This is a genomic window from Streptomyces sp. NBC_01463, assembly GCA_036227345.1.
Lineage (GTDB): Bacteria > Actinomycetota > Actinomycetes > Streptomycetales > Streptomycetaceae > Streptomyces.
Genome location: CP109468.1, coordinates 5,432,930 through 5,458,238 on the forward strand (window position 1 = coordinate 5,432,930; position 25,309 = coordinate 5,458,238).

Annotated in this window: 25 protein-coding genes; 16 read left to right on the forward strand and 9 right to left on the reverse strand. The window is 71.1% G+C overall.

Features of this window, described 5'->3' with window-relative positions; translation table 11 throughout:
• Window positions 1-182 precede the first annotated feature (182 nt).
• Window positions 183-860: a response regulator transcription factor gene (locus tag OG521_24160; GenBank protein ID WUW23697.1), complete on the forward strand. Its 678-nt coding sequence runs from the start codon at window positions 183-185 to the stop codon at window positions 858-860.
• A 15-nt stretch (window positions 861-875) separates the two neighbouring features.
• Window positions 876-2,144, forward strand: coding sequence for an ATP-binding protein (locus OG521_24165; protein WUW23698.1), 1,269 nt, complete (start codon window positions 876-878; stop codon window positions 2,142-2,144).
• 25 nt (window positions 2,145-2,169) lie between these two features.
• Here the strand turns inward: OG521_24165 and OG521_24170 are convergent, their stop codons facing one another.
• Window positions 2,170-2,709 (reverse strand): GtrA family protein, encoded by a 540-nt coding sequence (locus OG521_24170; GenBank protein WUW23699.1) that lies wholly within the window; start codon window positions 2,707-2,709, stop codon window positions 2,170-2,172.
• Between the two features lie 197 nt (window positions 2,710-2,906).
• On the opposite strand from OG521_24170, the gene OG521_24175 reads away from it, so the two are divergent.
• Genes OG521_24175 through OG521_24185 form a run of 3 tightly spaced genes read left to right on the forward strand, consistent with a single transcriptional unit; the run spans window position 2,907 to window position 5,784 of the window.
• Window positions 2,907-4,046, forward strand: a complete 1,140-nt coding sequence (locus tag OG521_24175) for a 5-(carboxyamino)imidazole ribonucleotide synthase (GenBank protein ID WUW23700.1) — start codon at window positions 2,907-2,909, stop codon at window positions 4,044-4,046.
• Window positions 4,043-4,582, forward strand: a complete 540-nt coding sequence (gene purE / locus OG521_24180) for a 5-(carboxyamino)imidazole ribonucleotide mutase (GenBank protein ID WUW23701.1) — start codon at window positions 4,043-4,045, stop codon at window positions 4,580-4,582. The genes OG521_24175 and purE overlap by 4 nt, the downstream gene beginning before the upstream one ends.
• A 5-nt stretch (window positions 4,583-4,587) precedes the next feature.
• Window positions 4,588-5,784: a dipeptidase gene (locus OG521_24185; GenBank protein WUW23702.1), complete on the forward strand. Its 1,197-nt coding sequence runs from the start codon at window positions 4,588-4,590 to the stop codon at window positions 5,782-5,784.
• Between the two features lie 27 nt (window positions 5,785-5,811).
• On the opposite strand, the gene OG521_24190 is transcribed toward OG521_24185, so the two are convergent.
• Both OG521_24190 and OG521_24195 read right to left on the reverse strand, forming a co-directional pair.
• Window positions 5,812-6,183, reverse strand: a complete 372-nt coding sequence (locus OG521_24190; protein WUW23703.1) for a VOC family protein — start codon at window positions 6,181-6,183, stop codon at window positions 5,812-5,814.
• Window positions 6,184-6,246: 63 nt separating this feature from the next.
• Window positions 6,247-7,590 carry a UDP-glucose/GDP-mannose dehydrogenase family protein gene (locus tag OG521_24195; GenBank protein WUW23704.1) on the reverse strand — a complete coding sequence of 448 codons (1,344 nt, stop codon included), beginning with the start codon at window positions 7,588-7,590 and terminating at the stop codon, window positions 6,247-6,249.
• Window positions 7,591-7,764: 174 nt separating this feature from the next.
• On the opposite strand from OG521_24195, the gene OG521_24200 reads away from it, so the two are divergent.
• Entirely contained in the window at window positions 7,765-8,922 is a 1,158-nt protein-coding gene (locus tag OG521_24200) for an acyl-CoA dehydrogenase family protein (GenBank protein WUW26784.1), read from the forward strand.
• A gap of 82 nt (window positions 8,923-9,004) precedes the next feature.
• On the opposite strand, the gene OG521_24205 is transcribed toward OG521_24200, so the two are convergent.
• Complete coding sequence (locus tag OG521_24205) at window positions 9,005-9,643, reverse strand: TetR/AcrR family transcriptional regulator C-terminal domain-containing protein (protein WUW23705.1); 639 nt, start codon at window positions 9,641-9,643, stop codon at window positions 9,005-9,007.
• A 109-nt stretch (window positions 9,644-9,752) separates the two neighbouring features.
• On the opposite strand from OG521_24205, the gene OG521_24210 reads away from it, so the two are divergent.
• The 8 genes from OG521_24210 to OG521_24245 all read left to right on the forward strand — a co-directional run bounded on the left by OG521_24210 (window position 9,753) and on the right by OG521_24245 (window position 15,263).
• Window positions 9,753-10,715, forward strand: a complete 963-nt coding sequence (locus tag OG521_24210; GenBank protein ID WUW23706.1) for an alpha/beta hydrolase — start codon at window positions 9,753-9,755, stop codon at window positions 10,713-10,715.
• Between the two features lie 53 nt (window positions 10,716-10,768).
• A complete protein-coding gene (locus OG521_24215) occupies window positions 10,769-11,227 on the forward strand; it encodes a hypothetical protein (protein WUW23707.1) in 459 nt (152 codons plus the stop codon).
• Between the two features lie 57 nt (window positions 11,228-11,284).
• Window positions 11,285-12,061 carry an NAD(P)-binding domain-containing protein gene (locus OG521_24220; protein ID WUW26785.1) on the forward strand — a complete coding sequence of 259 codons (777 nt, stop codon included), beginning with the start codon at window positions 11,285-11,287 and terminating at the stop codon, window positions 12,059-12,061.
• A 60-nt stretch (window positions 12,062-12,121) separates the two neighbouring features.
• Window positions 12,122-12,577, forward strand: coding sequence for a hypothetical protein (locus tag OG521_24225; protein WUW23708.1), 456 nt, complete (start codon window positions 12,122-12,124; stop codon window positions 12,575-12,577).
• Between the two features lie 43 nt (window positions 12,578-12,620).
• Window positions 12,621-13,214, forward strand: a complete 594-nt coding sequence (locus OG521_24230; protein ID WUW23709.1) for a GrpB family protein — start codon at window positions 12,621-12,623, stop codon at window positions 13,212-13,214.
• A 275-nt stretch (window positions 13,215-13,489) separates the two neighbouring features.
• Window positions 13,490-13,936 carry a hypothetical protein gene (locus OG521_24235; GenBank protein WUW23710.1) on the forward strand — a complete coding sequence of 149 codons (447 nt, stop codon included), beginning with the start codon at window positions 13,490-13,492 and terminating at the stop codon, window positions 13,934-13,936.
• Window positions 13,937-13,983: 47 nt separating this feature from the next.
• Window positions 13,984-14,460, forward strand: a complete 477-nt coding sequence (locus OG521_24240) for a hypothetical protein (protein ID WUW23711.1) — start codon at window positions 13,984-13,986, stop codon at window positions 14,458-14,460.
• Complete coding sequence (locus OG521_24245) at window positions 14,457-15,263, forward strand: class I SAM-dependent methyltransferase (protein ID WUW23712.1); 807 nt, start codon at window positions 14,457-14,459, stop codon at window positions 15,261-15,263. Before OG521_24240 ends, OG521_24245 begins: the two co-directional genes overlap by 4 nt.
• Before the next feature lie 61 nt (window positions 15,264-15,324).
• Here the strand turns inward: OG521_24245 and OG521_24250 are convergent, their stop codons facing one another.
• Window positions 15,325-16,617, reverse strand: coding sequence for an LCP family protein (locus OG521_24250; protein WUW23713.1), 1,293 nt, complete (start codon window positions 16,615-16,617; stop codon window positions 15,325-15,327).
• A gap of 119 nt (window positions 16,618-16,736) precedes the next feature.
• On the opposite strand from OG521_24250, the gene OG521_24255 reads away from it, so the two are divergent.
• Window positions 16,737-17,285 (forward strand): acyl-CoA thioesterase, encoded by a 549-nt coding sequence (locus OG521_24255; protein ID WUW23714.1) that lies wholly within the window; start codon window positions 16,737-16,739, stop codon window positions 17,283-17,285.
• Between the two features lie 33 nt (window positions 17,286-17,318).
• Here OG521_24255 and OG521_24260 read toward each other — a convergent pair whose 3' ends face one another.
• Window positions 17,319-18,683: an LCP family protein gene (locus OG521_24260; GenBank protein ID WUW23715.1), complete on the reverse strand. Its 1,365-nt coding sequence runs from the start codon at window positions 18,681-18,683 to the stop codon at window positions 17,319-17,321.
• Window positions 18,684-18,962: 279 nt separating this feature from the next.
• On the opposite strand from OG521_24260, the gene OG521_24265 reads away from it, so the two are divergent.
• Window positions 18,963-19,994: a glycosyltransferase family 2 protein gene (locus OG521_24265; protein WUW23716.1), complete on the forward strand. Its 1,032-nt coding sequence runs from the start codon at window positions 18,963-18,965 to the stop codon at window positions 19,992-19,994.
• A 63-nt stretch (window positions 19,995-20,057) separates the two neighbouring features.
• On the opposite strand, the gene OG521_24270 is transcribed toward OG521_24265, so the two are convergent.
• The 3 genes from OG521_24270 to OG521_24280 all read right to left on the reverse strand — a co-directional run bounded on the left by OG521_24270 (window position 20,058) and on the right by OG521_24280 (window position 25,168).
• Complete coding sequence (locus OG521_24270) at window positions 20,058-21,752, reverse strand: LCP family protein (protein WUW23717.1); 1,695 nt, start codon at window positions 21,750-21,752, stop codon at window positions 20,058-20,060.
• A gap of 50 nt (window positions 21,753-21,802) precedes the next feature.
• A complete protein-coding gene (locus OG521_24275) occupies window positions 21,803-23,341 on the reverse strand; it encodes an LCP family protein (GenBank protein ID WUW23718.1) in 1,539 nt (512 codons plus the stop codon).
• A 447-nt stretch (window positions 23,342-23,788) separates the two neighbouring features.
• Window positions 23,789-25,168, reverse strand: a complete 1,380-nt coding sequence (locus OG521_24280; GenBank protein WUW23719.1) for an LCP family protein — start codon at window positions 25,166-25,168, stop codon at window positions 23,789-23,791.
• Window positions 25,169-25,309: the final 141 nt, after the last annotated feature.

Genomic DNA, 25,309 nt, shown 5'->3' on the forward strand with positions numbered 1-25,309 from the left:
AACAGGCGTTGAAACACCATACGACACGACTGAGCGGGATATGAAAGGACTTGAGACATGGATCACAGGTCCAGGAGCGGACACACTCCCACATTCGAAGGTCCGGGTGCGAGCGGGGCGCAGACCCGCAGGGCTTCTGGATCACCTCACTCGTTGTCGTCCACGCGGACTACCATCACTGCATGACCCGTGTACTGCTCGCCGAGGACGACGCATCCATCTCGGAGCCACTGGCTCGTGCCCTGCGTCGGGAGGGTTACGAGGTCGAGGTCCGCGAAGACGGTCCGACCGCGCTCGACGCCGGCCTCCAGGGCGGCATCGACCTGGTCGTGCTGGACCTGGGGCTGCCCGGGATGGACGGCCTCGAAGTCGCCCGCAGGCTCCGTGCCGAGGGCCACACCGTGCCGGTCCTGGTGCTGACCGCCCGCGCCGACGAGGTGGACACGGTCGTCGGCCTCGACGCCGGCGCCGACGACTACGTCACCAAGCCCTTCCGGCTGGCCGAGCTCCTGGCCCGGGTCCGGGCCCTGCTGCGCCGCGGCGCCACCGAGCCCGCCCCGCAGCCCGCCACCCACGGCGTCAGGATCGACGTCGAGTCGCACCGCGCCTGGATGGGCGACGAGGAACTCCAGCTCACCGCCAAGGAGTTCGACCTGCTGCGGGTCCTGGTCCGGGACGCCGGCCGGGTCGTCACCCGCGACCAGCTGATGCGCGAGGTCTGGGACACCACCTGGTGGTCCTCCACCAAGACCCTCGACATGCACATCTCCTGGCTCCGCAAGAAGCTCGGGGACGACGCCGCCAATCCCCGCTACATCGCCACGGTCCGGGGCGTCGGCTTCCGCTTCGAGAAGAGCTGACGTACAGAAGCAGTCATGCGCCGAAGACTGATCAACTCCACCCTCGCCGTGGTGCTCGTGGTGATCGCCGTCTTCGGCGTCTCCCTCGTCATCGTGGAGACCCGCACCATCAGCAGCAGCGCCCAGGAGAGCGTCGACTCCGAGGCGCTGCGGCTGATCAGTGTCATCGAGAGCCGCCTCCTGGGTGCCGAGCGGATCAACCCCGGAGTGCTGGCCGAACAGATCGACGACAAGCGCTACGCCCTGGTCAAGATGCCCGGCCGCGCCCCCATCGAGGTCGGCGACCGCCCGGGCGGCAGTGTGATCAGCGCCACGGAGGAGGGCGAGCACGGCGAGAAGGTCACCGTCGAGGAGTCCCGCTCCGCCGTCACCCGTGAGGTCGGCCGCACCCTGATGATCATCGGCGCGGTGGCGCTGCTGGCCATCGTCTCCGCCGTGCTCCTCGCCGTACGCCAGGCCAACAAGCTGGCCTCCCCGCTCACCGACCTCGCCGAGACCGCGGAACGCCTGGGCTCGGGCGACCCGCGCCCGCGCCACAAGCGGTACGGGGTGCCGGAGCTGGACCGGGTCGCCGACGTCCTGGACTCCTCCGCCGAACGGATCGCCCGGATGCTGACCGCGGAGCGCCGGCTCGCCGCCGACGCCTCCCACCAGCTCCGTACGCCGCTCACCGCCCTCTCCATGCGCATCGAGGAGATCTCGGTGACCGACGACCCGGAGACGGTGAAGGAGGAGGCGAACATCGCCCTCACCCAGGTCGAGCGCCTCACGGACGTGGTCCAGCGGCTGCTGACCAACGCCCGGGACCCGCGGACCGGCTCCGCCGTCGTCTTCGACCTCGACGAGATCGTCAAGCAGCAGATCGAGGAGTGGCGCCCGGCCTACCGGAGCGAGGGACGGGCCATCGTCTGCTCCGGCAAGCACGGACTGAGCGCCGTCGGCACGCCCGGCGCGGTCGCGCAGGTGCTGGCCGCGCTGATCGAGAACTCACTCATGCACGGCGGCGGCACGGTCGCGCTGCGCACCCGGGTCACCGGGAACCAGGCGGTCATCGAGGTGACGGACGAGGGCCCCGGGGTCCCCGCGGACCTGGGCGCGCGGATCTTCGAGCGGACCATCAGCGGCCGCAACTCGACGGGCATCGGCCTCGCGGTCGCCCGCGACCTGGCGGAGGCGGACGGCGGCCGCCTCGAACTGCTCCAGCAGCAGCCGCCGGTCTTCGCGCTGTTCCTCAGCAGCCAGGTGGCCCAGAACAGAAAAGAACCGGAACGCCCGGTGAGGTGACCGGGGGCAGTCCGGTGGGGAAGTCCTAGCGCCGGGCCGGATCGGCGGCCTCGACTCGGACCGCGGGCGCGGGAACGGTCGTGCCCCGCCCCTGCTGCACGAAGTCGTCCGGGCTCAGCACCGGCTCTTTGTCAGGCAGCGCCCGGAAGACCCACGTCCGGTAGGACCAGAAGCGGAACAGCGTCGCGATGCCGATGCCGATGATCTTGAAGACATTGCTCTGCACCGGGCTGTTCCAGCCGAAGCCGTAGGTCGCCGCGTACAGCACACCGGTCTCGATGACCGCACCCACCGCGCTGAACAGCAGGAACAGCGTCAGCTCCCGGGTCCGGCCGCTCTTGTCGCGGTCCCGGTACGTCCAGTAGCGGAAGCCGACGTAGTTGCAGAGGATCGCGACGAACGTCGCCAGCAGACCCGCCCGCACCGTCGGAATGTCCGTGTACCGCCACAGCAGGTTGGATACGGCGATATTGACGACCAGGCCGATCGCGCCGACGACGCCGAACTTGGCGACCTCCCGGGCCAGCAGATCCAGCCGGGCCCGCAGTGCGCCCCGTTCGCTCATGGTGATCGCTAGCCCGTCTGTCGGTTCGGCTCCAGGTTCCGTCAACCCAGCCATGCTAACCAGGCCGCCCGTCGGCTGCCCGTGAGTACCGGTGGAGGTGTGGCGAGGCTGTGACACCCGCCACCCGGCCGGGTGCCCGCTCCCCGGGCCCCGGGGCATCGTCGGACGGTCCCGGAGGGTGCGGATACCCTGGAGGAGTGACGTTCCCGGTAGTCGGCATGGTCGGTGGCGGTCAGCTCGCCCGTATGACCCACGAGGCGGGCATCCCCCTCGGCATCAAGTTCAAGCTCCTCAGTGACACCGCGCAGGACTCGGCGGCCCAGGTGGTGAGCGAAGTCGTCGTGGGCGACTATCGCGACCTGGAGACGCTGCGCGCCTTCGCGCGCGGCTGTGACGTGATCACCTTCGATCACGAGCACGTGCCCACCGAGCACCTGCGGGCCCTGGAGGCGGACGGCATCCCCGTGCGCCCCGGCCCCGACGCCCTGGTGCACGCCCAGGACAAGGGGGTGATGCGCGCGAAACTCACCGAGATCGGCGCGCCCTGCCCCCGCCACCGCATCGTGAAGGACCCGGCCGACGCCGCGGCCTTCGCCGAGGAGGCGGGCGGCTTCCCGGTCATCCTCAAGACCGTGCGCGGCGGCTACGACGGCAAGGGCGTCTGGGTGGTCCGCTCCGAGGCGGACGCGGCCGACCCCTTCCGGGCCGGTGTCCCGGTCCTCGCCGAGGAGAAGGTCGACTTCGTACGGGAGCTGGCGGCCAACATCGTCCGCTCGCCGCACGGCCAGGCCGTCGCCTACCCGGTCGTCGAGTCCATCCAGGTCGACGGCGTCTGCGACACGGTCATCGCCCCGGCCCCCGAGCTGGACGAGCGGCTCGCGGGCGAGGCACAGCAGCTCGCCCTGCGGATCGCGGCGGAGCTCGGTGTCGTCGGCCACCTGGCCGTCGAGCTCTTCGAGACCCGCGACGGGCAGATCCTCGTCAACGAACTGGCGATGCGCCCGCACAACTCCGGGCACTGGACCCAGGACGGCGCGATCACCTCGCAGTTCGCCAACCACGTCCGGGCCGTCCTGGACCTCCCGCTCGGCGACCCGCGCCCGCGCGCCACCTGGACGGTCATGTCCAACGTGCTGGGCGGCGACTTCCCGGACATGTACCAGGCCTACCTGCACTGCATGGCCCGCGACCCGCAGCTCAAGATCCACATGTACGGCAAGGACGTGAAGCCCGGCCGCAAGGTCGGCCACGTCAACACCTACGGCGACGATCTGGCGGACGTGCGCGAGCGCGCCCGGCACGCGGCCGACTACCTGCGAGGAACGATCACCGAATGACTTCCCCCGCCTCCACCGCGCCGGTCGTCGGCATCGTCATGGGCTCGGACTCCGACTGGCCCGTCATGGAAGCGGCGGCCAAGGCCCTCGACGAGTTCGAGATCCCCTACGAGGTCGACGTCGTCTCCGCCCACCGCATGCCGCGCGAGATGATCGCGTACGGCGAGAACGCCGCGGGCCGCGGCCTGAAGGCGGTCATCGCGGGTGCGGGCGGCGCCGCCCACCTGCCCGGCATGCTCGCCTCCGTCACCCCGCTGCCGGTCATCGGCGTGCCGGTCCCGCTGAAGTACCTGGACGGCATGGACAGCCTCATGTCCATCGTGCAGATGCCCGCCGGCATCCCGGTCGCCACCGTCTCCATCGCGGGCGCGCGCAACGCGGGCCTGCTGGCCGTCCGTATCCTCGCCGCACACGACGGCGAGCTGCGGACCCGCATGACGGAGTTCCTCTCGGACCTGAACGACCAGGCCACCGAGAAGGGCAAGCGGCTGCGCAACAAGGTCGGGAACCCCGACTCCTTCGGCTTCGGGAAGTAGGCACCGTGACGGACCGGCTGGAGCACGCCCGGGAACTCCTCGCGGAGTACCCGGTCGTCGACGGGCACAACGACCTGCCGTGGGCGCTGCGCGAACAGGTCGGCTACGACCTGGCCGCCCGCGACATCGCCACCGACCAGTCGGCCCATCTGCACACCGACATCCCCCGGCTGCGTGCCGGGGGAGTCGGGGCCCAGTTCTGGTCCGTCTACGTACGGTCCGACATGGCGGGCGACGACGCCGTCGCCGCCACCCTGGAACAGATCGACGTGGTCGCCGAGCTGCTGGAGCGGTACCCCGCCGACCTGCGCCGCGCGCTGACGGCCGACGACATGGAGACGGCCCGCGCCGAGGGCCGGATCGCCTCCCTGATGGGGGCCGAGGGCGGCCACTCCATCCACAACTCGCTGGGCACCCTGCGCGCCCTGCACACCCTCGGTGTCCGCTACATGACGCTCACCCACAACGACAACATCGCGTGGGCGGACTCGGCGACGGACGCCCCGGGCGTCGGCGGACTCTCCCCGTTCGGCCACGAGGTCGTACGGGAGATGAACCGCACCGGCATGCTGGTGGACCTCTCGCACGTCGCTGCGACGACGATGCGCGACGCGCTCGCCACCTCCGCCGCACCGGTGATGTTCTCGCACTCCTCGGCGCGGGCGGTCTGCGACCATCCGCGCAACATCCCCGACGACGTCCTGGCCAAGCTCCCGGCCAACGGCGGCATCGCGATGGCGACCTTCGTGCCGAAGTTCGTGCTGCCGGAGGCCGTCGCCTGGACGATCTCCGCCGACGAGAACATGCGCGCCCAGGGACTGCACCACCTGGACACCACCGAGCGCGGGATGAAGGTCCACGCCGCGTTCGAGGCGGCGAACCCCCGCCCGATGGCGACGGTGGCCACCATCGCCGACCACCTCGACCACATGCGCGAGGCCGCCGGGATCGACCACGTAGGCATCGGCGGCGACTACGACGGCACCGCGTTCCTCCCGCAGGGCCTCCAGGACGTCGCGGGCTACCCGAACCTGATCGCGGAGCTGCTCGGCCGCGGCTGGTCCGCATCCGACCTGGCGAAGCTCACCTGGCAGAACGCCGTACGGGTGCTGCGCGCCGCCGAGGACGTGGCCCGGGACCTGCGGACCCGCCGCGGCCCCTCCCACGCGACGATCGAGCAGCTGGACGCCCCCGAGGCCTGAACCCCCGGGGCGTCGGCCGGCCGGTTCTCAGCAGGCGCAGAGACAGAACGGGTGCCCGGCCGGATCGGCGTACACCCGGAACGTCCGCTCCCGGTCCGCCGCGTCGAGCACCGTCGCACCCAGCGCCAGCGCCTCCCGCTCCGCAGCGTCCAGATCCGGCACCTTCAGGTCGAGGTGCGACTGCTGCGAGCCGTCCGCACTCGGCCACCGCGGCGGTACGAAGCCGGGCGCGGCCTGGAAGGCCAGCGGCGTGCCGAAGTCGCCGGTGAGGTCGACCCACCTGTCGTCGTTGTCCTCCATCACGGTGACCTTGCCGCCCAGCAGCCCGGCGTAGAAGCCGGCGAGGGCCAGGGGGTCCGGACAGTCCAGGACGACGGCACCCAGTGTGGCGATGGCCATGACGTTTCCTCCTTGGGCGGATCTGATCGGTCGGCGGAGAGGCGGAGACGGCGGCGGTGCGGGTCAGGCCTTCGGCCGTCCCATCGCCCGGTAGGTCCAGCCGGCCTCGCGCCACACGGCCGGGTCCAGGGCGTTGCGCCCGTCGAGGATGATGCGGTGGCCGGTGACCTCGCCCAGCGCCTCCGGGTCCAGCTCGCGGAACTCGCGCCACTCGGTGAGGTGCAGCACGACATCCGCGCCGCGCACGGCGTCCAGGGCGGTGTCGGCGTAGCCGAGGGTGGGGAAGAGCCGCCGTGCGTTGTCCATGCCCTTCGGGTCGAAGACCGTGACCTGGCCGCCCTGGAGGTGGATCTGTCCGGCGACGTTCAGCGCCGGCGAGTCCCGTACGTCGTCCGAGTCCGGCTTGAACGTCGCGCCGAGCACGGCCACGCGCTTGCCGAGGAACGAGTCGCCGCCGACGGCCTCCCGGGCCAGCTCGACCATGTGGCCGCGGCGGCGCATGTTGATGGAGTCGACCTCGCGGAGGAAGGTCAGCGCCTGGTCGGCGCCCAGCTCACCGGCGCGCGCCATGAAGGCGCGGATGTCCTTGGGGAGGCAGCCGCCGCCGAAGCCGATGCCGGCGCGCAGGAACTTCTTCCCGATGCGTTCGTCGTGGCCGATCGCCTCGGCCAGCTTCACCACGTCTCCGTCGGCGGCCTCGCAGACCTCCGCCATGGCGTTGATGAACGAGATCTTGGTGGCGAGGAAGGAGTTGGCGGAGGTCTTCACCAGCTCGGCGGTCGGGAAGTCCGTCACCACGAACGGTGACCCCTCCGCGACCGGCGCGGCGTACACCTCGCGCAGCAGCTTCTCGGCCCGCTCGCTCTCCACGCCGACCACGATCCGGTCGGGGTGCAGGGTGTCGTTGACGGCGAAGCCCTCGCGGAGGAACTCCGGGTTCCAGGCCAGCTCGGCGCCCTCGCCCACGGGGGCGAGCTCGACGAGCCGGGCCGCGAGCCGGGCCGCGGAGCCGACCGGCACGGTTGACTTGCCGACGACGAGGGCGGGCCTGGTCAGCAGGGGGGCCAGCGAGTCGAAGGCGCTGTCGACGTAGCTCATGTCGCAGGCGTACTCGCCGTGCTTCTGCGGCGTATTGGTGCAGACGAAATGCACATCGCCGAATTCGGCGACCTCTTCCCACGAGGTGGTGAAGCGCAGCCGCCCGGTGGCGCCCTCGATGCCCGCGACGTGCTTCTTCAGGATCTCCTCGAGCCCCGGCTCGTACATCGGGACCCGGCCGGCGGACAGCATCTCGATCTTCTCGGGCACGACGTCGAGCCCCAGGACCTCGAAGCCCAGTTCCGCCATGGCCGCGGCGTGGGTGGCGCCGAGATAGCCGGTGCCGATCACAGTGATCCTGAGGGCCATGTAGTGCTCCTGTGAGATGCGGACAGACGTGCGGTGAACGAGCATAGTCCTGCCTCTGAAACGTCCCATTCCGGCTGTCGTGAAGCTCACGGCCCGCGCGCGTATGCCTGGGCGGGGTGCGGCGCCTAAAATTGGGTTACTTAACGGTAGTTAGCATCTTGGGGAGTGAGCGTCTTGGCGGGTTCGACCGATTTCGACCTGTACCGTCCGGCCGAGGAGCACGACATGCTCCGGGAGACGGTGCGTGCGCTCGCCGAGGCGAAGATCGCCCCGTTCGCCGCCGCGGTCGACGAGGAGGCCCGCTTCCCGCAGGAGGCGCTGGACGCCCTCACCGCCGCCGACCTGCACGCGGTCCACGTACCCGAGGAGTACGGCGGCGCCGGCGCCGACGCGCTCGCCACGGTCATCGTGATCGAGGAGGTGGCCCGCGCCTGCGTCTCCTCCTCCCTGATCCCCGCCGTGAACAAGCTCGGCTCGCTCCCGGTGATCCTCTCCGGCTCGGAGGACCTGAAGAAGAAGTACCTTGGCCCGCTCGCCAAGGGCGACGCGATGTTCTCGTACGCCCTCTCCGAGCCGGACGCGGGCTCCGACGCCGCCGGCATGAAGACGAAGGCCGTACGCGACGGCGACTTCTGGGTCCTCAACGGCGTGAAGCGCTGGATCACCAACGCGGGCGTCTCCGAGTACTACACGGTCATGGCGGTCACCGATCCGACCAAGCGCTCCAAGGGCATCTCGGCCTTCGTCGTCGAGAAGTCCGACGAGGGCGTCTCCTTCGGCGCCCCGGAGAAGAAGCTCGGCATCAAGGGCTCCCCGACCCGCGAGGTCTACTTCGACAACGTCCGTATCCCCGCCGACCGCATGATCGGCGAGGAGGGCACGGGCTTCGCCACCGCGATGAAGACCCTGGACCACACCCGCATCACGATCGCGGCCCAGGCACTCGGCGTCGCGCAGGGCGCCCTCGACTACGCCAAGGGCTACGTCCAGGAGCGCAAGCAGTTCGGCAAGCCGATCGGCGACTTCCAGGGCGTGCAGTTCATGCTCGCCGACATGGCCATGAAGCTGGAGGCGGCCCGCCAGCTCACCTACTCGGCCGCCGCCAAGTCCGAGCGCCTCGACGGCGACCTCACCTTCTTCGGTGCCGCGGCCAAGTGCTTCGCCTCCGACGTCGCGATGGAGGTCACCACGGACGCGGTCCAGCTGCTGGGCGGCTACGGCTACACGCGGGACTACCCCGTGGAGCGGATGATGCGCGACGCGAAGATCACCCAGATCTACGAGGGCACGAACCAGGTCCAGCGGATCGTGATGGCCCGCAACCTGCCGTAACGCTCCCGCGCACCGGCATCGCAGAGCGCCCCGCACCCGGATTCCCGGGGCGGGGCGCTCTGCCGTGCCGGTGGTCCGCGTCCTAGCCCGCGGCCCGGCCCCTGATCCCGCCGAGCACGGTGTCGAGCATCCGGTCGAACTCCGTCACGGACCCGAAGCCGTCCATGAAGGGGGCGAGGGCGGCCAGGGACGGATGGGCCCCGGCGTCGAACGCGGGCACCGGAGCCGGGCCCTCGGGCCCGTCGCCGGTGCGCGCCAGTAGGTGCCCGTTGAGGAAGCTGAACAGCACCATCGGCGCGTCCGCGACCACCCGGTCGGGCAGGCCGGCCGCACGCATCGCGGTGACCAGCCGCTCCAGGGCGGTGATGGCGACCGGTGAGGTCTGGGCGCGCGTCACCAGCAGCGGGAACACCCGGGGGTGCCGGTAGGCCATGTCGCGGTAGGCGTGCGCCGTCCGGCGGGCGACGTCCTCCCACTCGCCGGCCGTGTCCTCGTCCGTGGCGGCCGCCACCTCGTCGAGCACCGCCTCGGACGCCGCGTCCAGGAGGGCCGCCTTGCCCTTGATGTGGTGGTAGATCGACATCGGGTCGACCCCGAGCTCCTGAGCGAGCCGCCGCACGCCGAAGCGCTCCAGCCCGTCGCGGTCGACCAGCGCGACGGAGGCGCGGGCGATGCGCCCGCGGTCGAGTCCCGCCGAGGTCCCCTGGGTTCGTCCGGCCACGGCCACTCCCTTTCCTTGCCAAACCTACACCGTAGAAACTACCGTGCGGATCGCAAACCTACGGCGTAGGTTTTAAGCGCCGGTCCATGAGTCCGACGAAGGAGGAGCCATGACTGAGACCACTGCCGTCGAGCGGCCGCCGGAGCCCGACTGGGAGGCGGTGACGGCCGGGGAGCTGATCGCCTACCGCGACGCGGAGAACCGCTGGCGGGCGTCCGGCGCGGCCCGGGCGTTCCTCGGCGAGCCGGATCCCGGTGCCGGGATCGGCTGGCAGGAGGTGGCGCTGCCCGGCCGCGCGCTCCCGGTCCGGGTGTACCGGCCGGCCCCCGCGCGCGACGGCGAAGGCGCCGAGGGGGCAGGGCTGCCGCTGGTGCTCCATGTGCACGGAGGCAGTTTCGTGGGGACGGCGGCGCAGTGCGACTGGGCCAACAGCCACCTCGCCGCCCGTCTGCCCGCGGTCGTCGTCTCGGTCGAGCACCGCCTCCTCGCCCCGGGGACCCCGCTGTCGGCGGCCGCCGACGACGGCTGGGACGTGCTCCGGCACGTGCTGCGGCATGCGGCGGAGTGGGGCGTCGACCCCGCGCGCACGGCCGTGTTCGGCGAGAGCTGCGGTGCGTTGATCAGCGCCCTGACGGCGATCCGTGCGAGGGAGTCCGGGCTGGAGCTCCGGGCGCAGGTGCTGGTCAACCCCGCCGTCGATGTGACCGGGACGATGTTCGACTACGCCTCGATGACCGAGTACGCGGAGAGCCCGACGCGCGCCGCACCGCTGCTGCGCTTCTTCCGGCAGCTCTCCGCCCCGCCGGGCACCGACGCACGCGCGCTCTCGCCGCTGTACGCCGACAGCCTGAGCGGGCTGGCCCCCGCCCTCGTGGTGGTGCCGACCCAGGACGCGGTGGCCGATCACGGCCGCCGCTACGCCGAACGCCTGCGGGAGGCCGGGACCCCGGCCCGGCTCACCGAGTACTCGGGCGCCCGGCACGCCTTCCTCACCCTGCCGGGCGTGGAACCCCAGGCCGAGGCCGCACGGGCGGAGATCCTCGGCTTCCTCCGCGCAGCCCTCGCCGGGTGACCGGAGGAGCCGCACGACCGCAACGACCACGTGACCGGAAAGGAAGCACTCCGATGACGAAGACACGCTCCGCGCGAGGGGCGGCCGGCGCGATGTACGCGGGCCTCGGGCTCACCGTCGCGGCGACCGTCCTCCCGTACGTCGACCGCGCCACCACCCATCGGCTCGCCGACCACATCCGGGCCGGCTATCCCTCGTACACCCGGACGCGGGTCGATTCGGCCGTCACCACCTGGCTGGTCCTGCTGTCCGTCATCGGGGCCCTGGGCGTCGCGGCCTGGATCTGGACGGCCTGGGCCGTCAGGGCGGACAAACGGTGGGCCCGGCCGGCCGCGACCGTGCTGCTCGTCCTGGGCGTCGGCACCGGCCTGACCGGACTGCTCACCAGGGACACCTCGGGCGAGACCGGCCTGCCGCCGGAACTGGGCTGGGCCGGGATGGCGCCCTGCCTGGCCGCACTCCTGGCGGTCGCGCTGCTGTGGCGGCGGCCGCGGGTTCCGGGCCGGGGCTGAGGGCATCACCTCATGGTTCACCGCCGGCCACCACGCACCACGGAGGAAGAGACAGTGCTGAAGCGCATCGGGATCATCGGGGTGGGCGAGATCGGCCGCGCCCTCGTGGCGGGGCTCTGCGACGGCGTCGAGAAGCCGCCGCAGGTGTTCCTCTCCCCACGCGGGGCCGGTACGGCCGCTGAGCTGGCCGCGCGCCACCCCGACGTACGGGTCTGCGCGGACAACCAGGAGGTGGCGGACCGCGCGGAGGTGCTGGTCATCGCCGTACGCCGCCGGGACCGGCACGAGGCGCTCGCGGGCCTGCGGGTGGCCGACGGCACGACCGTGATCAACGTGATGGCCGGCGTGGCCACCGAGGAACTGCGCCGGATCCTGGACACCGGCGCCGCGCTCGTCCGGGCGATCCCGCTGCCCGCCGTACGCGAACGCCGCTCCGTCACGGTCGTCCACCCGTCGCACCCGGTGGCGGACGCCCTCTTCGACGAGCTGGGCGGGGCCCTCCCCGTCGCGGACGAGGCGGCCTTCGACGTCTTCTCCGCGCTCACGGGGACGCTGACCGCCCACTACGCGTACCTCGCCACGCTCACGACGTGGGCCGCGGACCACGGCATCGCCTCCGCCGACGCCGACCGCTACGTCCGCGGACTCTTCCGGGGCGTCGGCCGCACCCTGAGCGACGACACCCGCTCCCTGCGGCAGCTCGCCGCCGACCACGAGACCCCCGGCGGGAACAACGAACGCGTCCGCACCACGTGGTTCGGCCCGGCCAACGCCGAGGCGCTCGGCAGCACCCTCGACGGCCTCCTCGCGGACCTGCGGCAGCCCCGGGCATGACGTGCGGCGAAGGCCGGGCCCGAGGGCCCGGCCAGGACCCGCTGAGGCATGATCATGGGCATGGGACACCCTCATCTGCCGACCACCGAAGCCGCCGTCACCGCAGTCCGTGAGGTCGCGCGCACGTACAACCTGGAGCTGACCGTCACCGACGACATCGGGGCCGACCAGACCTCCCGGCGCACCTCGGCGGGCGCCTTCGCGGTGCTGGACACGGACGGGTCGCTCCCGCACGAGGCGTTCATCGAGCTGGGCGGCGCACCCGCCGTCACCGTCCAGGTCTTTCCCGAGGACGACGCGAAGATCACCGTCGACGGGGTGGAGTTCGCGGACCTTCCCCGCGACTCCGTGCCGGCGTTCCTGCGCTCCGTGTACGGCGGGACGGCCTTCGTGAAGGGGAAGTTCTTCCCGCCCGGCCAGTGGCTCGTCGTCCCGCTGCCCGGCGACGAGACCTACAGGGAACTCGTACCGCGCACCATGCTCAGCCCCTGGCTCTCCCGCAACTTCCGTGGCTGAGGACGGCACGGGCGGCACCGCGGGGGCTTCTGGAATCGGCCGGATGACCCACGGCACCGCCTCCGACCGCCCTGTCGTCGTCCCCGCCGACCCCGCGTGGGAGCAGCGCGGCCGGGCCCTGGCCGACCGGCTGCGCGCGGAGATGGGCCCGGCCGCGCTGCGCGTCGAGCACATCGGCTCCACCGCGATTCCCGGCATGGCGGCCAAGCCGGTCTTCGACCTCCAGGCCAGCGTCGCGGACCTCGGGGCGGCGGCCCTCGCCTTCGAACTCCCGCTGGCCCGGCTGGGCTTCGGCCGTTCCCCGTACGAACGCGACCACGTCCCCGCGGGCTCCGGCGACGATCCGGCGCGCTGGGCCAAGCGTCTCTGGGTGCGCCGGGGTGGTTCCGGTGCGGCGGCCGAGGACGTCAACCTGCATGTGCGGGTGGCCGGTTCGCCCAACGAGCGCCTCGCGCTGCTGTTCCGCGACTGGTTCCGGGCCCACCCGGAGGCCGTGCCCGCCTATGCGGCGTTCAAGCGGACCCTCGCCGCGTCGGTCCCGGACACCGGGACGTACGCGGACGTCAAGGACCCGGTGGTGGACCTGGTGGTCACCGTGGCGGAGCCCTGGGCGCGGGCGACGGGCTGGACGCCGTAGCGGCCGTCTTCGGACAGTCGCGGACGCCGCGGCCCGTCGGTTGGTCCAGGCAACCGTGACGGAGCATGCATGCGCGGTAAGTCCCCTTGCGCACAAGGGGCGTTGCTTCCCGCCTACAATCCTGCGGTGATCACGCCGACCGGCGTGCCCGAAAGGACCGACACGTTGTCCACGCACATACCGGGGCGCAGACCCCGGGCCCGTACCCGTCCGCACTCCATGAGCCGACGGGCGGGCCGATGTCACTGAGCGACGAGAGACGGCAGGCGGCGGCGGTGTCCGACCTTCCCGCGCCGCTCGCCAGACTGCTCTGGCGGCAGCACACCGTCTACCGCGAGCGCGGCGGCACCGTGGTGATCCGCGGCGAGGACGCCGGCCGGTGGATCAGCCTGACGGCCCACGGGGTGGGCCGGGTTCGCGTCCGCACCGGCCGCATCCTGGACGGCGGCACCACCGCCCCGGCCCGCGCGGAGACCACCGTCCCCCTGGACGGCGACATCGCCCGTCTCGCGGCCTGCTGCCGCGCCCTGCTGGCCGAGACGGCCGACGCGGGGACGCCGGGGACTCAGGCGCCCGCCCCGGCACGCGGCGGACGGTCCCGGAACGGCTCCCGGAACGGTTCGCGGAAAGGCTTCCGGCGGGGCAGGAGCGGGCGGGGCACGACCGTGCTGGTCTGCGCCGCCGTGGTCGTCGGGCTGATCGCCGCATCGATGTTCGGATGAGCGGCGCGCCTTCATGAGCCGCGCCCGGTGGCGTACCTTCCCTGTGCATGACGGACATCGACAGACTGACCGGCCTGTTCGAGGCGCTGGGGGCCGAAGACGCCCCGGGCTGGGCCGAGTCGGAGGCCGAGGAGAACCTTCCTCAGCTGGCCCGGTACCGGTTCCTGCGCATGGTCTGGCAGGACATCGACGCGTGGAGCACGGCGGCCCCCGACTGGGTCGGGGCCTACCGGAAGGAAGGCCTGGCGGGCGGGGCCGTGGAGCGTGCGGTGCGGCTCGGGCTGACGGCCGGTGAACTGGGGGAGATAGCGCGCGAGGTGGCCAAGGAGACCGCGTTCGGTCTCCTCTACGGGCTGGCCGAACCCGCCGACGGCGATCTCCCGCCGGAGACCGAGGCGGAACTGCCCGGCTGGTGCCTGGCGGAACTGTCACCGGAGGGCCGGCCGACGGGCCGGATCCTGGACGCGCTCCACGAGGACCTGGACGAGGCGGAGCCGCAGGGCCCGGCGGGAGGTGCCTCGTGACCGCGTTCGACGTGAGCGAGCGGCGGATCTGGGACGGTCACGCCGAGAGCTACGCCCGCACCTTCGCCCGCCTCTGCGCCCACACGGTGCCCGCCCTGCTGGACGCCGCGGACACCGGCGCCGGGACGCGCCTGCTCGACGTGGGGTGCGGCAGCGGCAGCGTGACGGTGGCCGCCGCCGGGCGCGGTGCCGTCGTACGGGCCGTGGACGCCGAACCGGGCATGGTGGCGGCGACCAGGCGGGCGGCCCCCGGGGCCGAGGTCCGCTCCGGCTCGCTGCCCCAGCTTCCCTACCCGGACGGTGAGTTCGACGCCGTCGTGGCCAACTTCGTGCTCAACCACGTCGGCCGGCCGCTGGACGCGCTCGTCGAGATGCGCCGCATCACCCGCCCCGGCGGCCGGATCGCCGTCACGGTCTGGCAGGTGCCGAACGCCCCGGGCCAGGCGCTGATCGGCCGCGCCGCGCAGGCCGCAGGACTGACCCGGCCCGACTGGCTGGCCACGGTCGACGAGGAGCACAACTTCCCGCGCACCCCGGACGGTCTGGGCGCCCTGCTGACGGCGGCCGGACTCGGGGACGTACGCGGCACGTCGCTGTCCTGGGACCACCGGAGCGGTGCGGACGAGTGGTGGGCCGGACCCGCGTCCGGCGTGGCCGCGATCGGGCAGCTGGTCAACAGCCGGGGGCCGCAGGGGGTGGCCGCCGCCAAGCGGGAGTACGACGTCATGTGCCGGGAGTTCGAGGGTGAGGACGGGCTGTTGACGCTTCCGCACGTGGCGGTGCTCGCCCACGGGAGGGTGTAGCCGCACAGCGAAGGGCCCGGACGCTTCCGCCGTCCGGGCCCCCGCCGATGTCCGCCCGCGGTCAGCTGCCGGTGACCGTGACCTTCTCGTCGTTGTTCAGCTGCTCGACCAGCTGCTTGACCTTGGCCTTGTCCCAGACCAGGTTGCCGCCCGTGGAGCCGGAGATCGGCATGTTGAGCGAGGCGCCGTCGCCGCCGGTGACGCCCTTCATGGCGAAGAACATCTGGCCCAGGGACCAGAGCGACATGTCCTTGTCGACGACGAGGGTGTCGAGACCGGCGCCCATCGTCGGGTACAGCTTGAACGGGTTGAGGATCGTCGACGCCGTGGCCGTCTGGCTCGCCAGCGCCGCGAGGAACTTCTGCTGGTTCTTCGTACGGTCCAGGTCGGAGGTGAAGGCGTGCCGGGTCCGCACGAAGGCGAGTGCCTGCTGGCCGTCGAGGGTCTGCTTGCCGGCCTGGAAGTCGGCGCCGGAGTACTTGTCCTTGAACGCCTTGGGGATGTCCAGCTCCACGCCGCCGATCGCGTCCACGATCTTGGCGAAGCCGCCGAAGCCGATCTCGACGTAGTGGTCGATGTGCAGCCCGGTGTTGAACTCGACCGTACGGACCAGGAGTTCGGGTCCGTCCTCGGCGTACGCGGCGTTCAGCTTGGTGGTGCGGCCCTTGCCCTCGAACCGCTTGCCCGATTCGGAGCCGACGAACGAGGGGATCTCGACGTTCGAGTCACGGGGCAGCGAGACCAGCGTCGGGCCGTTCGAGCCGTCGTGCAGGATCATCATCGAGTCGGTCCGCTTGCCCTCGGCGGAGCCCGTGTGGAGCTTCTTCTTGTCCTCGGACGTCATGCCCTCGCGGCTGTCGGACCCGACGATCAGATAGTTCGTGCCGTCGCCGCTCTTCGGCCGCTCGATGACCTTGGAGAGGTCGACGTCGCGCTTCAGCTTGGAGTCGGCCCAGAAGTACGTGCCGACGGAGACGGCGAGCACCACGACCACGAGGCTCAGCACGCCGATCTTGATCCGGCGGCCCCAGTTCGGCGCGGCCCCCGGCCGGCCCTGGACATAGCCGCTGTCGCCCGGCCCGCTCCCGTGCCCACCACCGCGGCCGCCGTTGCCGCCGCCGTAGACCTGGCCCGTGTTGTAGCCGCTGTCGTACTCCGGGGAGTCGCCGTAGCCGCCGGGCTGCTGCGGCAACTGCGGCTGCCTCGGCGGCGCCGGGCGCTGCTGGGGCGGGGCGGGGCGCCGCTGGACGTGCGGCATCGAGCGGGCGCTCTCGGGCCGGTCGCTCGCGCTTCCCTGCCCGTAGCGGTTTCCGCTGCGGTTGTCGCCGTTCCAGCCCTCGGGCCTATCGTTCATGCGATCCAGTGTGCAGGTCCGGGCCACTGCTATTACAGGGTGTGAGGGAAATCGGACCAGGGCTGTTGCCAAGCTGATGCATTGCGACGCACTCGTGGCCCCCGCATAAGGTGGAGGGCATGACAGATCAGGCCCCGCACCCGGAGGGTGACATTCCGGGCAAGCCGACCGCGGCGTCCCGGACCACCCTCAGCCACATCATGACCGGCAGCGACACGAACCTGCTGGGTACGGTGCACGGCGGCGTGATCATGAAGCTGGTCGACGACGCGGCGGGCGCGGTGGCCGGCCGGCACTCCGGCGGCCCCGCGGTGACGGCCTCGATGGACGAGATGGTCTTCCTGGAGCCGGTCCGCGTCGGTGACCTTGTTCACGTCCGCGCCCAGGTGAACTGGACCGGCCGCTCCTCCATGGAGGTCGGCGTCCGGGTCATGGCCGAGCGGTGGAACGAGTCGACCCCCGCCCAGCAGGTCGGCAGCGCGTACCTGGTGTTCGCGGCGGTCGACGCGGACGGCAGGCCGCGCCGGGTGCCGCCGGTCGTCCCGGAGACGGAACGCGACAACCGGCGCTACCAGGAGGCGCAGATCCGCCGTACCCACCGGCTGGCCCGCCGCCGCGCGATCAAGGAGCTGCGCGAGAAGCGCGCGGCCGACGGCATCGAGGACTGAGGGCCCCGCGAGGACCCCGCAAGCCTCGGGTCCTTACGGGCAGACCACCTCGTCGCCCTTCACCGCGCCGAACCTGCCCGGATCGGGCTCCTCGGCCCGGACCCGCTCCACCGCGCGGTAGTCCGCGCCCGCGGTCACCTTCATCGTGCCGCCCTGCCCCTTCACGGCCTTCAGCTCGGCACCCGGCAGCGCGGCGGACAGGGATTTCGCGGACCGGTCCCAGCGCGGGTCGTACGTGATCAGGGTGTGCTTGAGGTCGCGCTGCGGCGCGGTGAGCGGGGCGCGGGTGGTGTTGAAGCCGGTGGCGTGCAGCGCCGCGTCGACCGTGGAGCCCAGGCCGTCCTTCGGGGTGCCGTTGTAGACCTGCACCCGGATCTGCTGCGGGGCGACGTCGACCTTCTTCGCCGGCGCCTGCTTGGGCCGGGCGACGGTCAGCGGTTTGTCGTCCCGCAGCGCCTGGAACAGCTGCTTCGACTTCTTCGGGTCCCATTTGACCGTCGAGCCGATGCCCTTGACCTGGTACGCGACGTTCCCCATCGGCACCGAGGTGAATTCGGACGAGGCGGCGGAGAAGCCCCGCATCGCCTGCCCGAGGTCCAGCATCTGCTCCGTACCGAAGCCCTTGTCGGCCCGGACCGACCTCAGCATCGTCGAGGCGACCTCGCGGAACTTCACCGGGTTGAGCAGCACACCGCTGCTGGTCGCCTGCTTGATCAGCGAGGCCATGAACTTCTGCTGGCGCTGCATCCGGCCCAGGTCGGCGGCGCCGTCGATGTGCCGGGAGCGGACGTACTGGAGTGCCTGGCCGCCGTCCAGCTCATGGGTGCCGGCCGCGAGGTCGAGTCCGGTGTACGAGTCCTTCATCGGCCGGGTGGTGCAGATCTTCACCTTGCCGAGCGTGTCCACCGTCGTCATGAAGCTGGTGAAGTCGACCTCCAGGTAGTGGTCGACCTTGACGCCCGTCATGTGCTCGACGGTCCGCACGGTCAGATTCGGGCCGCCCTCGGCGTAGGCGGCGTTCAGCTTCACCGGGTGGGCCGCGTGCTCCTTGCCGGTGGTCCGGTCCCGGTGCGCGGGGATCTCGGCGTAACTGTCGCGCGGCAGGCTGACGATGCTGGCGCGCTCCTTGTCCGCGGACAGGTGCACCAGCATGATCGTGTCGGTGCAGTGGCAGGGCGCACCGCCCAGCCGGTACTTCTTCTTCTCCGCCGCCGTGATCTTGTCGCGGCCGTCGGTGCCGACGAGCAGCAGATTCATGCCGTTGCCGGCCCGGGGCCGGTTCTTCATGTCCTTGAACGGGTCGATCCGGTCGATGCCCGTCTCCAGGTTGGTCACCACGGCATGGCCGATACCGCCGGCGCCGAGCACCAGAACGGAGAGCCCGGTCGCCACCCGCATGCCCCAGCGCGGTCTCTCGTCCTGCTTTCTGGGCCGCCTGCGCTGCGGGGGAGCGGCACGGGGCCGCGGCGGACGGGGGGAGCGGTGCGGCGTGGGCACGGGGGGACACCTCCGCGGTGCAAGGGGATCTGTCGCACGGTAGGCCCATACGATCTGCATCCCGGGAAGCAGACCGGCGGCGCGCGCCCCTGTCCCCCATTCGCGGTAACGTGGCGGCCGAATACCGCCGCCTGGAGGGGTGCGAACCCCCGGCGCCCCCGAGGACCCCCCGAGGACCACATGTCTGCCGCGCAGCACCCCGCCGTCTCCGTGATCATGCCGGTTCTCAACGAGGAGCGGCACCTCCGGAACTCCGTCCGGCACATCCTGGAACAGGAGTACGCGGGCGAGATGGAGGTGGTGATCGCGCTCGGCCCGTCCACGGACCGTACCGACGAGATCGCCGCCGAGCTGGTCGCGGAGGACCCCCGGGTCCAGACCGTGCCGAACCCCACCGGCCGCACCCCCGCCGCGCTCAACGCCGCGATCAAGGCCTCCAGCCACCCCGTAGTGGTGCGCGTCGACGGCCACGGCATGCTCTCGCCGAACTACATCGCGACCGCCGTCCGGCTCCTGGAGGAGACGGGCGCGCAGAACGTCGGCGGCATCATGCACGCGGAGGGCGAGAACGCCTGGGAGGACGCCGTCGCCGCGGCCATGACGTCGAAGATCGGCGTCGGCAACGCCGCCTTCCACACGGGCGGCGAGGCCGGACCGGCCGAGACCGTCTTCCTGGGCGTCTTCCGCCGGGAGGCCCTGGAGAAGGCCGACGGCTACAACATCGAGTTCATCCGCGCCCAGGACTGGGAGCTGAACTTCCGCATCCGCGAGGCCGGCGGGCTGATCTGGTTCTCGCCCGAGCTGCGCGTGCAGTACCGGCCGCGCCCCTCCGTCCGGGCCCTGGCCAAGCAGTACAAGGACTACGGCCGCTGGCGCCACGTCGTCGCCCGCTACCACCCCGGCTCGATCAACCTGCGCTACCTCGCCCCGCCGACCGCCGTCGTCGCCATCGCGGCGGGCCTCGTGGTGGGCGCCGCCGTCACCCCGTGGGCGCTGGTCGTCCCGGCCGGTTACGTCGCGGCGATCGTCGCGGGCTCCCTCCCGGCGGGCAAGGGCCTGCCGCTGAAGGCGCGGGCGCAGATCCCGGTGGCGCTGGCGACCATGCACATGTCGTGGGGCTACGGCTTCCTGACGAGCCCGCGCTCGCTGGCGAAGCGGGTCATCGCGAGCCGGCGGCCGGCGATCGCCGCGCCGGGCGCGCCGGTGGCCTGACCGGCAGAGACGACGAGAGGGGGCGCCCGGCCGGACCGGGCGCCCCCTCTCGCGTACCGCCTGTCAGCTCTTTCCGTCCCACCGGTAGACGGAGTAGATGTCCATGCACTGGCTCTTGTCCGCGGCGTTGATATCGTCCGCGCCGTCCGGAAGATCACCCGCCTCGACCTTCGGGGCCTTGTACACGGTTCCGTCGCGCCAGTCCGCGCCGACGACGACGGTCAGCTCGCCGGCCTTCGGGTCCGCCTTGACCGCGGTGGTCGGCAGGCCCAGCGCCTTGGCGACGGACTGCGCGTCCGCGTTGCCCTGGTCCCCGTCCTCCTTCGGGTACCGGACCTCCGTGTCCTTGCTCGGCTCGGCGTTCTCCGTATCGGCCTGGGCGAAGCCCTTGCCGTGCAGGATGCCGGCGACCTCGGCGGCCCGCCCGTCCTTGGGCGCCTGGCCGACACCGGTGCCGTTCACCACCGAGACACCGAGGGTGGCCGGGGCCGCCGCGGGGGGACCCGAGGGCTTCGCCTTCGGCTTCGTCTTGGCCTTGCCGTTCTTGTCGAACGCCACGTCGTCGCGGAGCAGCCGCCACAGGGAGTCCGCGGACTTCTCGACGGGGACGAGCTTGTTCCTGTCCTGGGACCACTCGGCCGTGGGCATGGTCGCCATGGTGATGCGGTCGATCGGCACGCTCTTGAGCTGCATCGACAGGTCGTAGAGCTTCTTGACCGAACGGATCTCGTCGGACACCTGGAGCGCCTTGGTCGCCGTCTCCGCGAGGTTCGTCAGCCGCCCCGCGTCCGACCAGAGATTCTGCTTCTTGAGCGTGCGCAGCATGGAGTTCATGTACATGTGCTGGGCCTTGGCGCGGTTCTGGTCGTTGCCGAACGCGTGCCGCGTACGCAACCACTGAAGAGCCTGCTTGCCCTGCACGGTGTTGGGGCCCGCCGGCAGCTTGAGGCCGGAGCCGCCGCGGACGAGGCGGGTGGGTTTGTCCCACACACCCGTCTTCACGCAGACCTCCACGCCGCCGATCGCGTCGGCCATGGCCACCACGCCCGCGAAGTCGAGCATGATCCAGTGATCGATGTAGACGCCGGTCAGCTTTTCCCAGGTGGTCAGCGTGCAGCCGGGGCCACCGCGCTGAAGGGACTCGTTGATCGGACTGTTGTCCGTCGCGGGGTACTTCTGACCGGTCTTGGAGTCCGTGCAATCGGGGATGTGGAGGATCGTGTCGCGGGGAATGCTGACCAGCGAGGAGTTCTTCCGGTCCGCCGAGATGTGCAGCAGCATCTGGACGTCGGCCCGCGGCTTGTCCCCGACCGTGTCCCTGCTGCCGCCCAGCTTCACGTTCTCCGCGCTGTTCCGGCTGTCCGAGCCGATCAGCAGGATGTTGAGCGGGGTGTCGCCCGCGGCGTTGGGCGCGGCCTTCTTCACACCGCTCTCGCCGCCGCTGCGGGCACTGCTGCGGATGTTGTTGTTGAGATGCCGGTAGTAGAGGTACCCGGCCGTGGCCGTCCCGAATATCAGCAGGGCCAGTGTGATGGCCGCCCACCGGAACACGCGGCGCTTGCGGGACTTCGCGGCCGCCCGTTTCCGCGGTCTGCCGCGCCGGTGGCTCGCACGCCCGCCTCCGTCTTCGCCGCCTTCGCCCTCCGCAGCGAGCGGGCCCGGGCCGTCCTCCGCGTAGAGGCCGTCGTCCCAGCCGAGCTGGCCGGCATGCCGGACGCGTGGTCGCGTCCCCTCCCCGGGCGTGCTGCTTCGTCCCACCAGGACCCCCCTGCTGCTTCAGACTCGCGGTATCGCGCGGTGACCCGGTGTCACTTGGCGCACACTTCCTTGTCGGCGCTGGCCTTCGGAATGTCGATCTTGGCCGGCCCGGCGATGGGGGTGCCCGCGCCCTTGAAGTCAGCCCCCAGTGTCAGCACCATCGCCTGCAGTCCCACGGCATCCTTGGTGCCCGGCTTCAGCGCCGTGGCGGGAAGCCCCATCATCTCGGCGAGCGCCCGGGCCTGGTCGGCCTGGTTCGGCGCGTACTCGAGCGTCGTCTTCGCGGCCTTCGCCGGGGCGTTGGCCTTGTTCGTCGACTTCAGAACGCCCTTTTCGTTCTGCAGCCAGGTGACGGTCTGCTGGGCGGCGCCGGAGATCCCGCCACCGTTGTACACATCGACGCGGACGTCGGCCGCCGCCGCCTTGGTTCCCTTGAGGAGCGCGTCCTGCTTGCTCTTGGCGGCCTTCTTCTGCGCGGCCACCTCGGTCAGCGAGGTGTCTTCCTGCATCATCGACAACAGCTGGGGCGCCTTGACCGGGTCCACGACCACGGTGACCGGTGTGGGCTCCGCCGGGTTGTCGATGACCGGCAGCGTGACGAACGTGATGTTCTTCGTGTCGATCTTGGTGAGTTCCTTGGCCAGCGTGGTCAGCTTCGGCACCGAGTCGATGGCCGAGTCGACCGTCAGCGCCTTCGTCGCCGCGTCCGCCAGCTTGAACAGCTTCTTCGGGCTCGTCAGCGTGTCGTCCGACTTCATCTCCCGGACCATCGAGCCGAGGAACTGCTGCTGGCCCTTGATCCGGTCGAGGTCGCTGCCGTTGGCGTAGGCGTGCCGGGTCCGTACGAACGCCAGTGCCTGCTCGCCCTGCACGTTGTGCGGGCCCGCCGACAGGTTGAGGTGCGACTTGTCGTCCTTGACCGCGTGGGCCAGGCAGATGTCGACGCCGCCTACCGCCGTGGACAGGGTCTTGACCGCGTTGAAGTCGACCATCATGAAGTGGTCGACCTTCAGACCGGTGAGCTCCTTGACGGTGTCCATCGTGCAGCCCGGGTCGCGGCCGTCCTGGCCGAGGCTCGTGTTGAACCGGACGTTCTGCGTGCCCGGGATGGTCTTCTCGGAACCGTCCTCCTGCTTGGCCTTGCAGTCCGGGATGTTCGTCATGAGGTCACGGGGGATGCTCACCGCGGTGGCGTTGGTGCGGTCCTTGGACACGTGGAACAGGATGTTCGTGTCCGCGTGCCCGACGCTGCCCGCGTCGCCGTAGCCCTCGTTGCCCGCGCCGGTCCGCTTGTCCGTACCGATGACCAATATGTTGAGGGGTGCGTTGGCCGTGACGACGTCCTTGTTGCCGCGGTCGCCGATGTCGACGGAGCTCAGGTTGCCGTTGAAGTGCTGGTACAGCCAGTACCCGCCGGCCGAGACGCCGACCAGCAGGAAGGCCATCACCCCGCCCGTCCAGAGCAGCGCCTTCTTGCGACGGGCCTTCGGGGCCTTGCGCTTGCGCCGGCCCGCGCTGTTCTCCGCGGAGCCGGCAGCCTCCTGGCCGCGCGGGCCGGAGCCCGAACGGCGGCCACCCTGGCGCGGCACCTCACGCCCGCGACGCGATCCCTCGCCCGCCGGGCGACGTGCGCCGTCGCCGTCACGTACGGCACTTCTGCGCCCGGAACTCCGGGGGGCCGAACCGCCCGACGCTCTGCCCGAATCCCCTCCGGATTGATTCAGTCGCAGTTCGTAGTCGCCGGTGTCCGGGTTGAGAACCCACTGGTCTGCGGGGTCGATTTCTTCCGCCCGCCCACGGCCTTTTGCATCCACGGTCGCTTGAGTCCTCCGTCGGTGCCACGCGAGGCGCCTCCCCCGATAAGGCGCTCATTCTTCGCTCCGGAAGTGCGCGGCCGTATGGCCGGTAGCACCGGATCGCGTCACACTATCCGTCCCGTTCGCCGTCCAGCGACGGGCGTGACACATTCCACGGCCCTTACAACAGGGCATTCTTCCCATTGCACGCCGAACGTAGATGTCCGCTTGGCCATTGCTTTACTGCTTGCACAGGTCGGTCGCCGCATTGTTCCCCGAATAGGTGGGTGTGGGAGTCGGCCCGGAGGCGTCGTCCGCGTCAGCGTTTTTCCCGTCGTCATCCTTCAGCTGATCCGCGGGCACCACGGCGACGGGCTCGTCGTCACGCAACTGCTTGAAGAGCTTGTCCGCATCGGGCTGTACCAGTTCGTCCCGGTTCGCGTTGGCGGAGTACGCCTGCCGCGGGACGGTCAGGAACTGCACCTTCTCGGTCGGTACGTTGCGCATGCCGCGCACCAGGTCGTACAGGTCCTTCAGGCTGTCGAGCCCCGGATCGGTGGTCAGTGCCTTGGTGGCCGCGTCCAGGACCGGGTAGAGCCGGGTCGGGTTGAGCAGGACGCCGTTGCTCTGCACCTTGTTCACCAGCGCGCCCAGGAACTGCTGCTGGCGGTCCATGCGTTCCGTGTCGCTGCCGTTGCCGATGGACTTGCGGGCCCGTACGTATCCGAGGGCCTGCTCGCCGTTGAGCTTGTGGCGGCCCGCCGGCAGCCTGAGGTGCGCGTCGCTGTCGTCGATCGGCTTCTTGAGGCAGATCTCGACCCCGTCCACCGCGTTGACCATGCTCTTGAAACCGTTGAAGTCGACGACCATGTGGTGGTCGACGCGGATGCCGGTCATCTTCTCGACGGTACGGATGGTGCAGGCGGTGCCGCCGAACTCGAAGGCCCAGTTGAACTGGGAGAACTGCGGCTTGCTCACGGTCTTGTCCGGCTTGTGGCACTCCGGGATGTTCACCATCAGATCGCGCGGAATGGACATGGCCGTGGCGCTCTTCCGGTTCGCGGCCAGGTGCAACAGGATCGTGGTGTCCGAGCGCTGGCTGCCGCCGTCGTCGCGGCCGTACTTGCGGTTGTCCCCGGCCCGGCTGTCGGAGCCGATGAGCAGGATGTTCTCCGCGTCATGGACGACGGACGCGGGACGCTCCTTCTCGTACGCCTTGAGTTCGGCGGCCGCGGAGGTGTCCGTGCGGATGTTGCCGTCCAGCTTCTTGTACAGCCACCAGCCGGCGCCCGCGGCGACGAGCACGACGAACGAGGCGCCCAGCGCGGTCCAACGCAGCCAGTGCCGCTTGCGCTTGACGACGATGTCGAGGGTGGGACCGGGCGCGGAACCCCCGGACGGCGACGGTTCGTGCGACGACGGGCCGCTGCCCGACCCGCTGCGTGTCTCACCGCCCGGGCCGCCCTCCGGGGCGCCCTTCCCGCCGGGTTCCTTGCCGGACGATCCGTCCGGTGTCCGTTCCTGGTCCGCGGCCGAGCTGTCCGGCTGCTGGTTCTCACCCGTGGCCGAGTCGTCGGGGTCGGCCGGCGTGCCGGCACTTTCGGTCACGTCTGCGTCCATCCTTCACGTTCGGCAGCGCGCTGGGCCGCCGGTCGCACAAGTAGACGGCTGAACCTCACGCTTGGTTGTGCCTCGAGTGGTCTGTACCGCAGATCATGTACCGGAGTTGACGCATCGGCGGGAGGGCTCGGCCCACGCTGG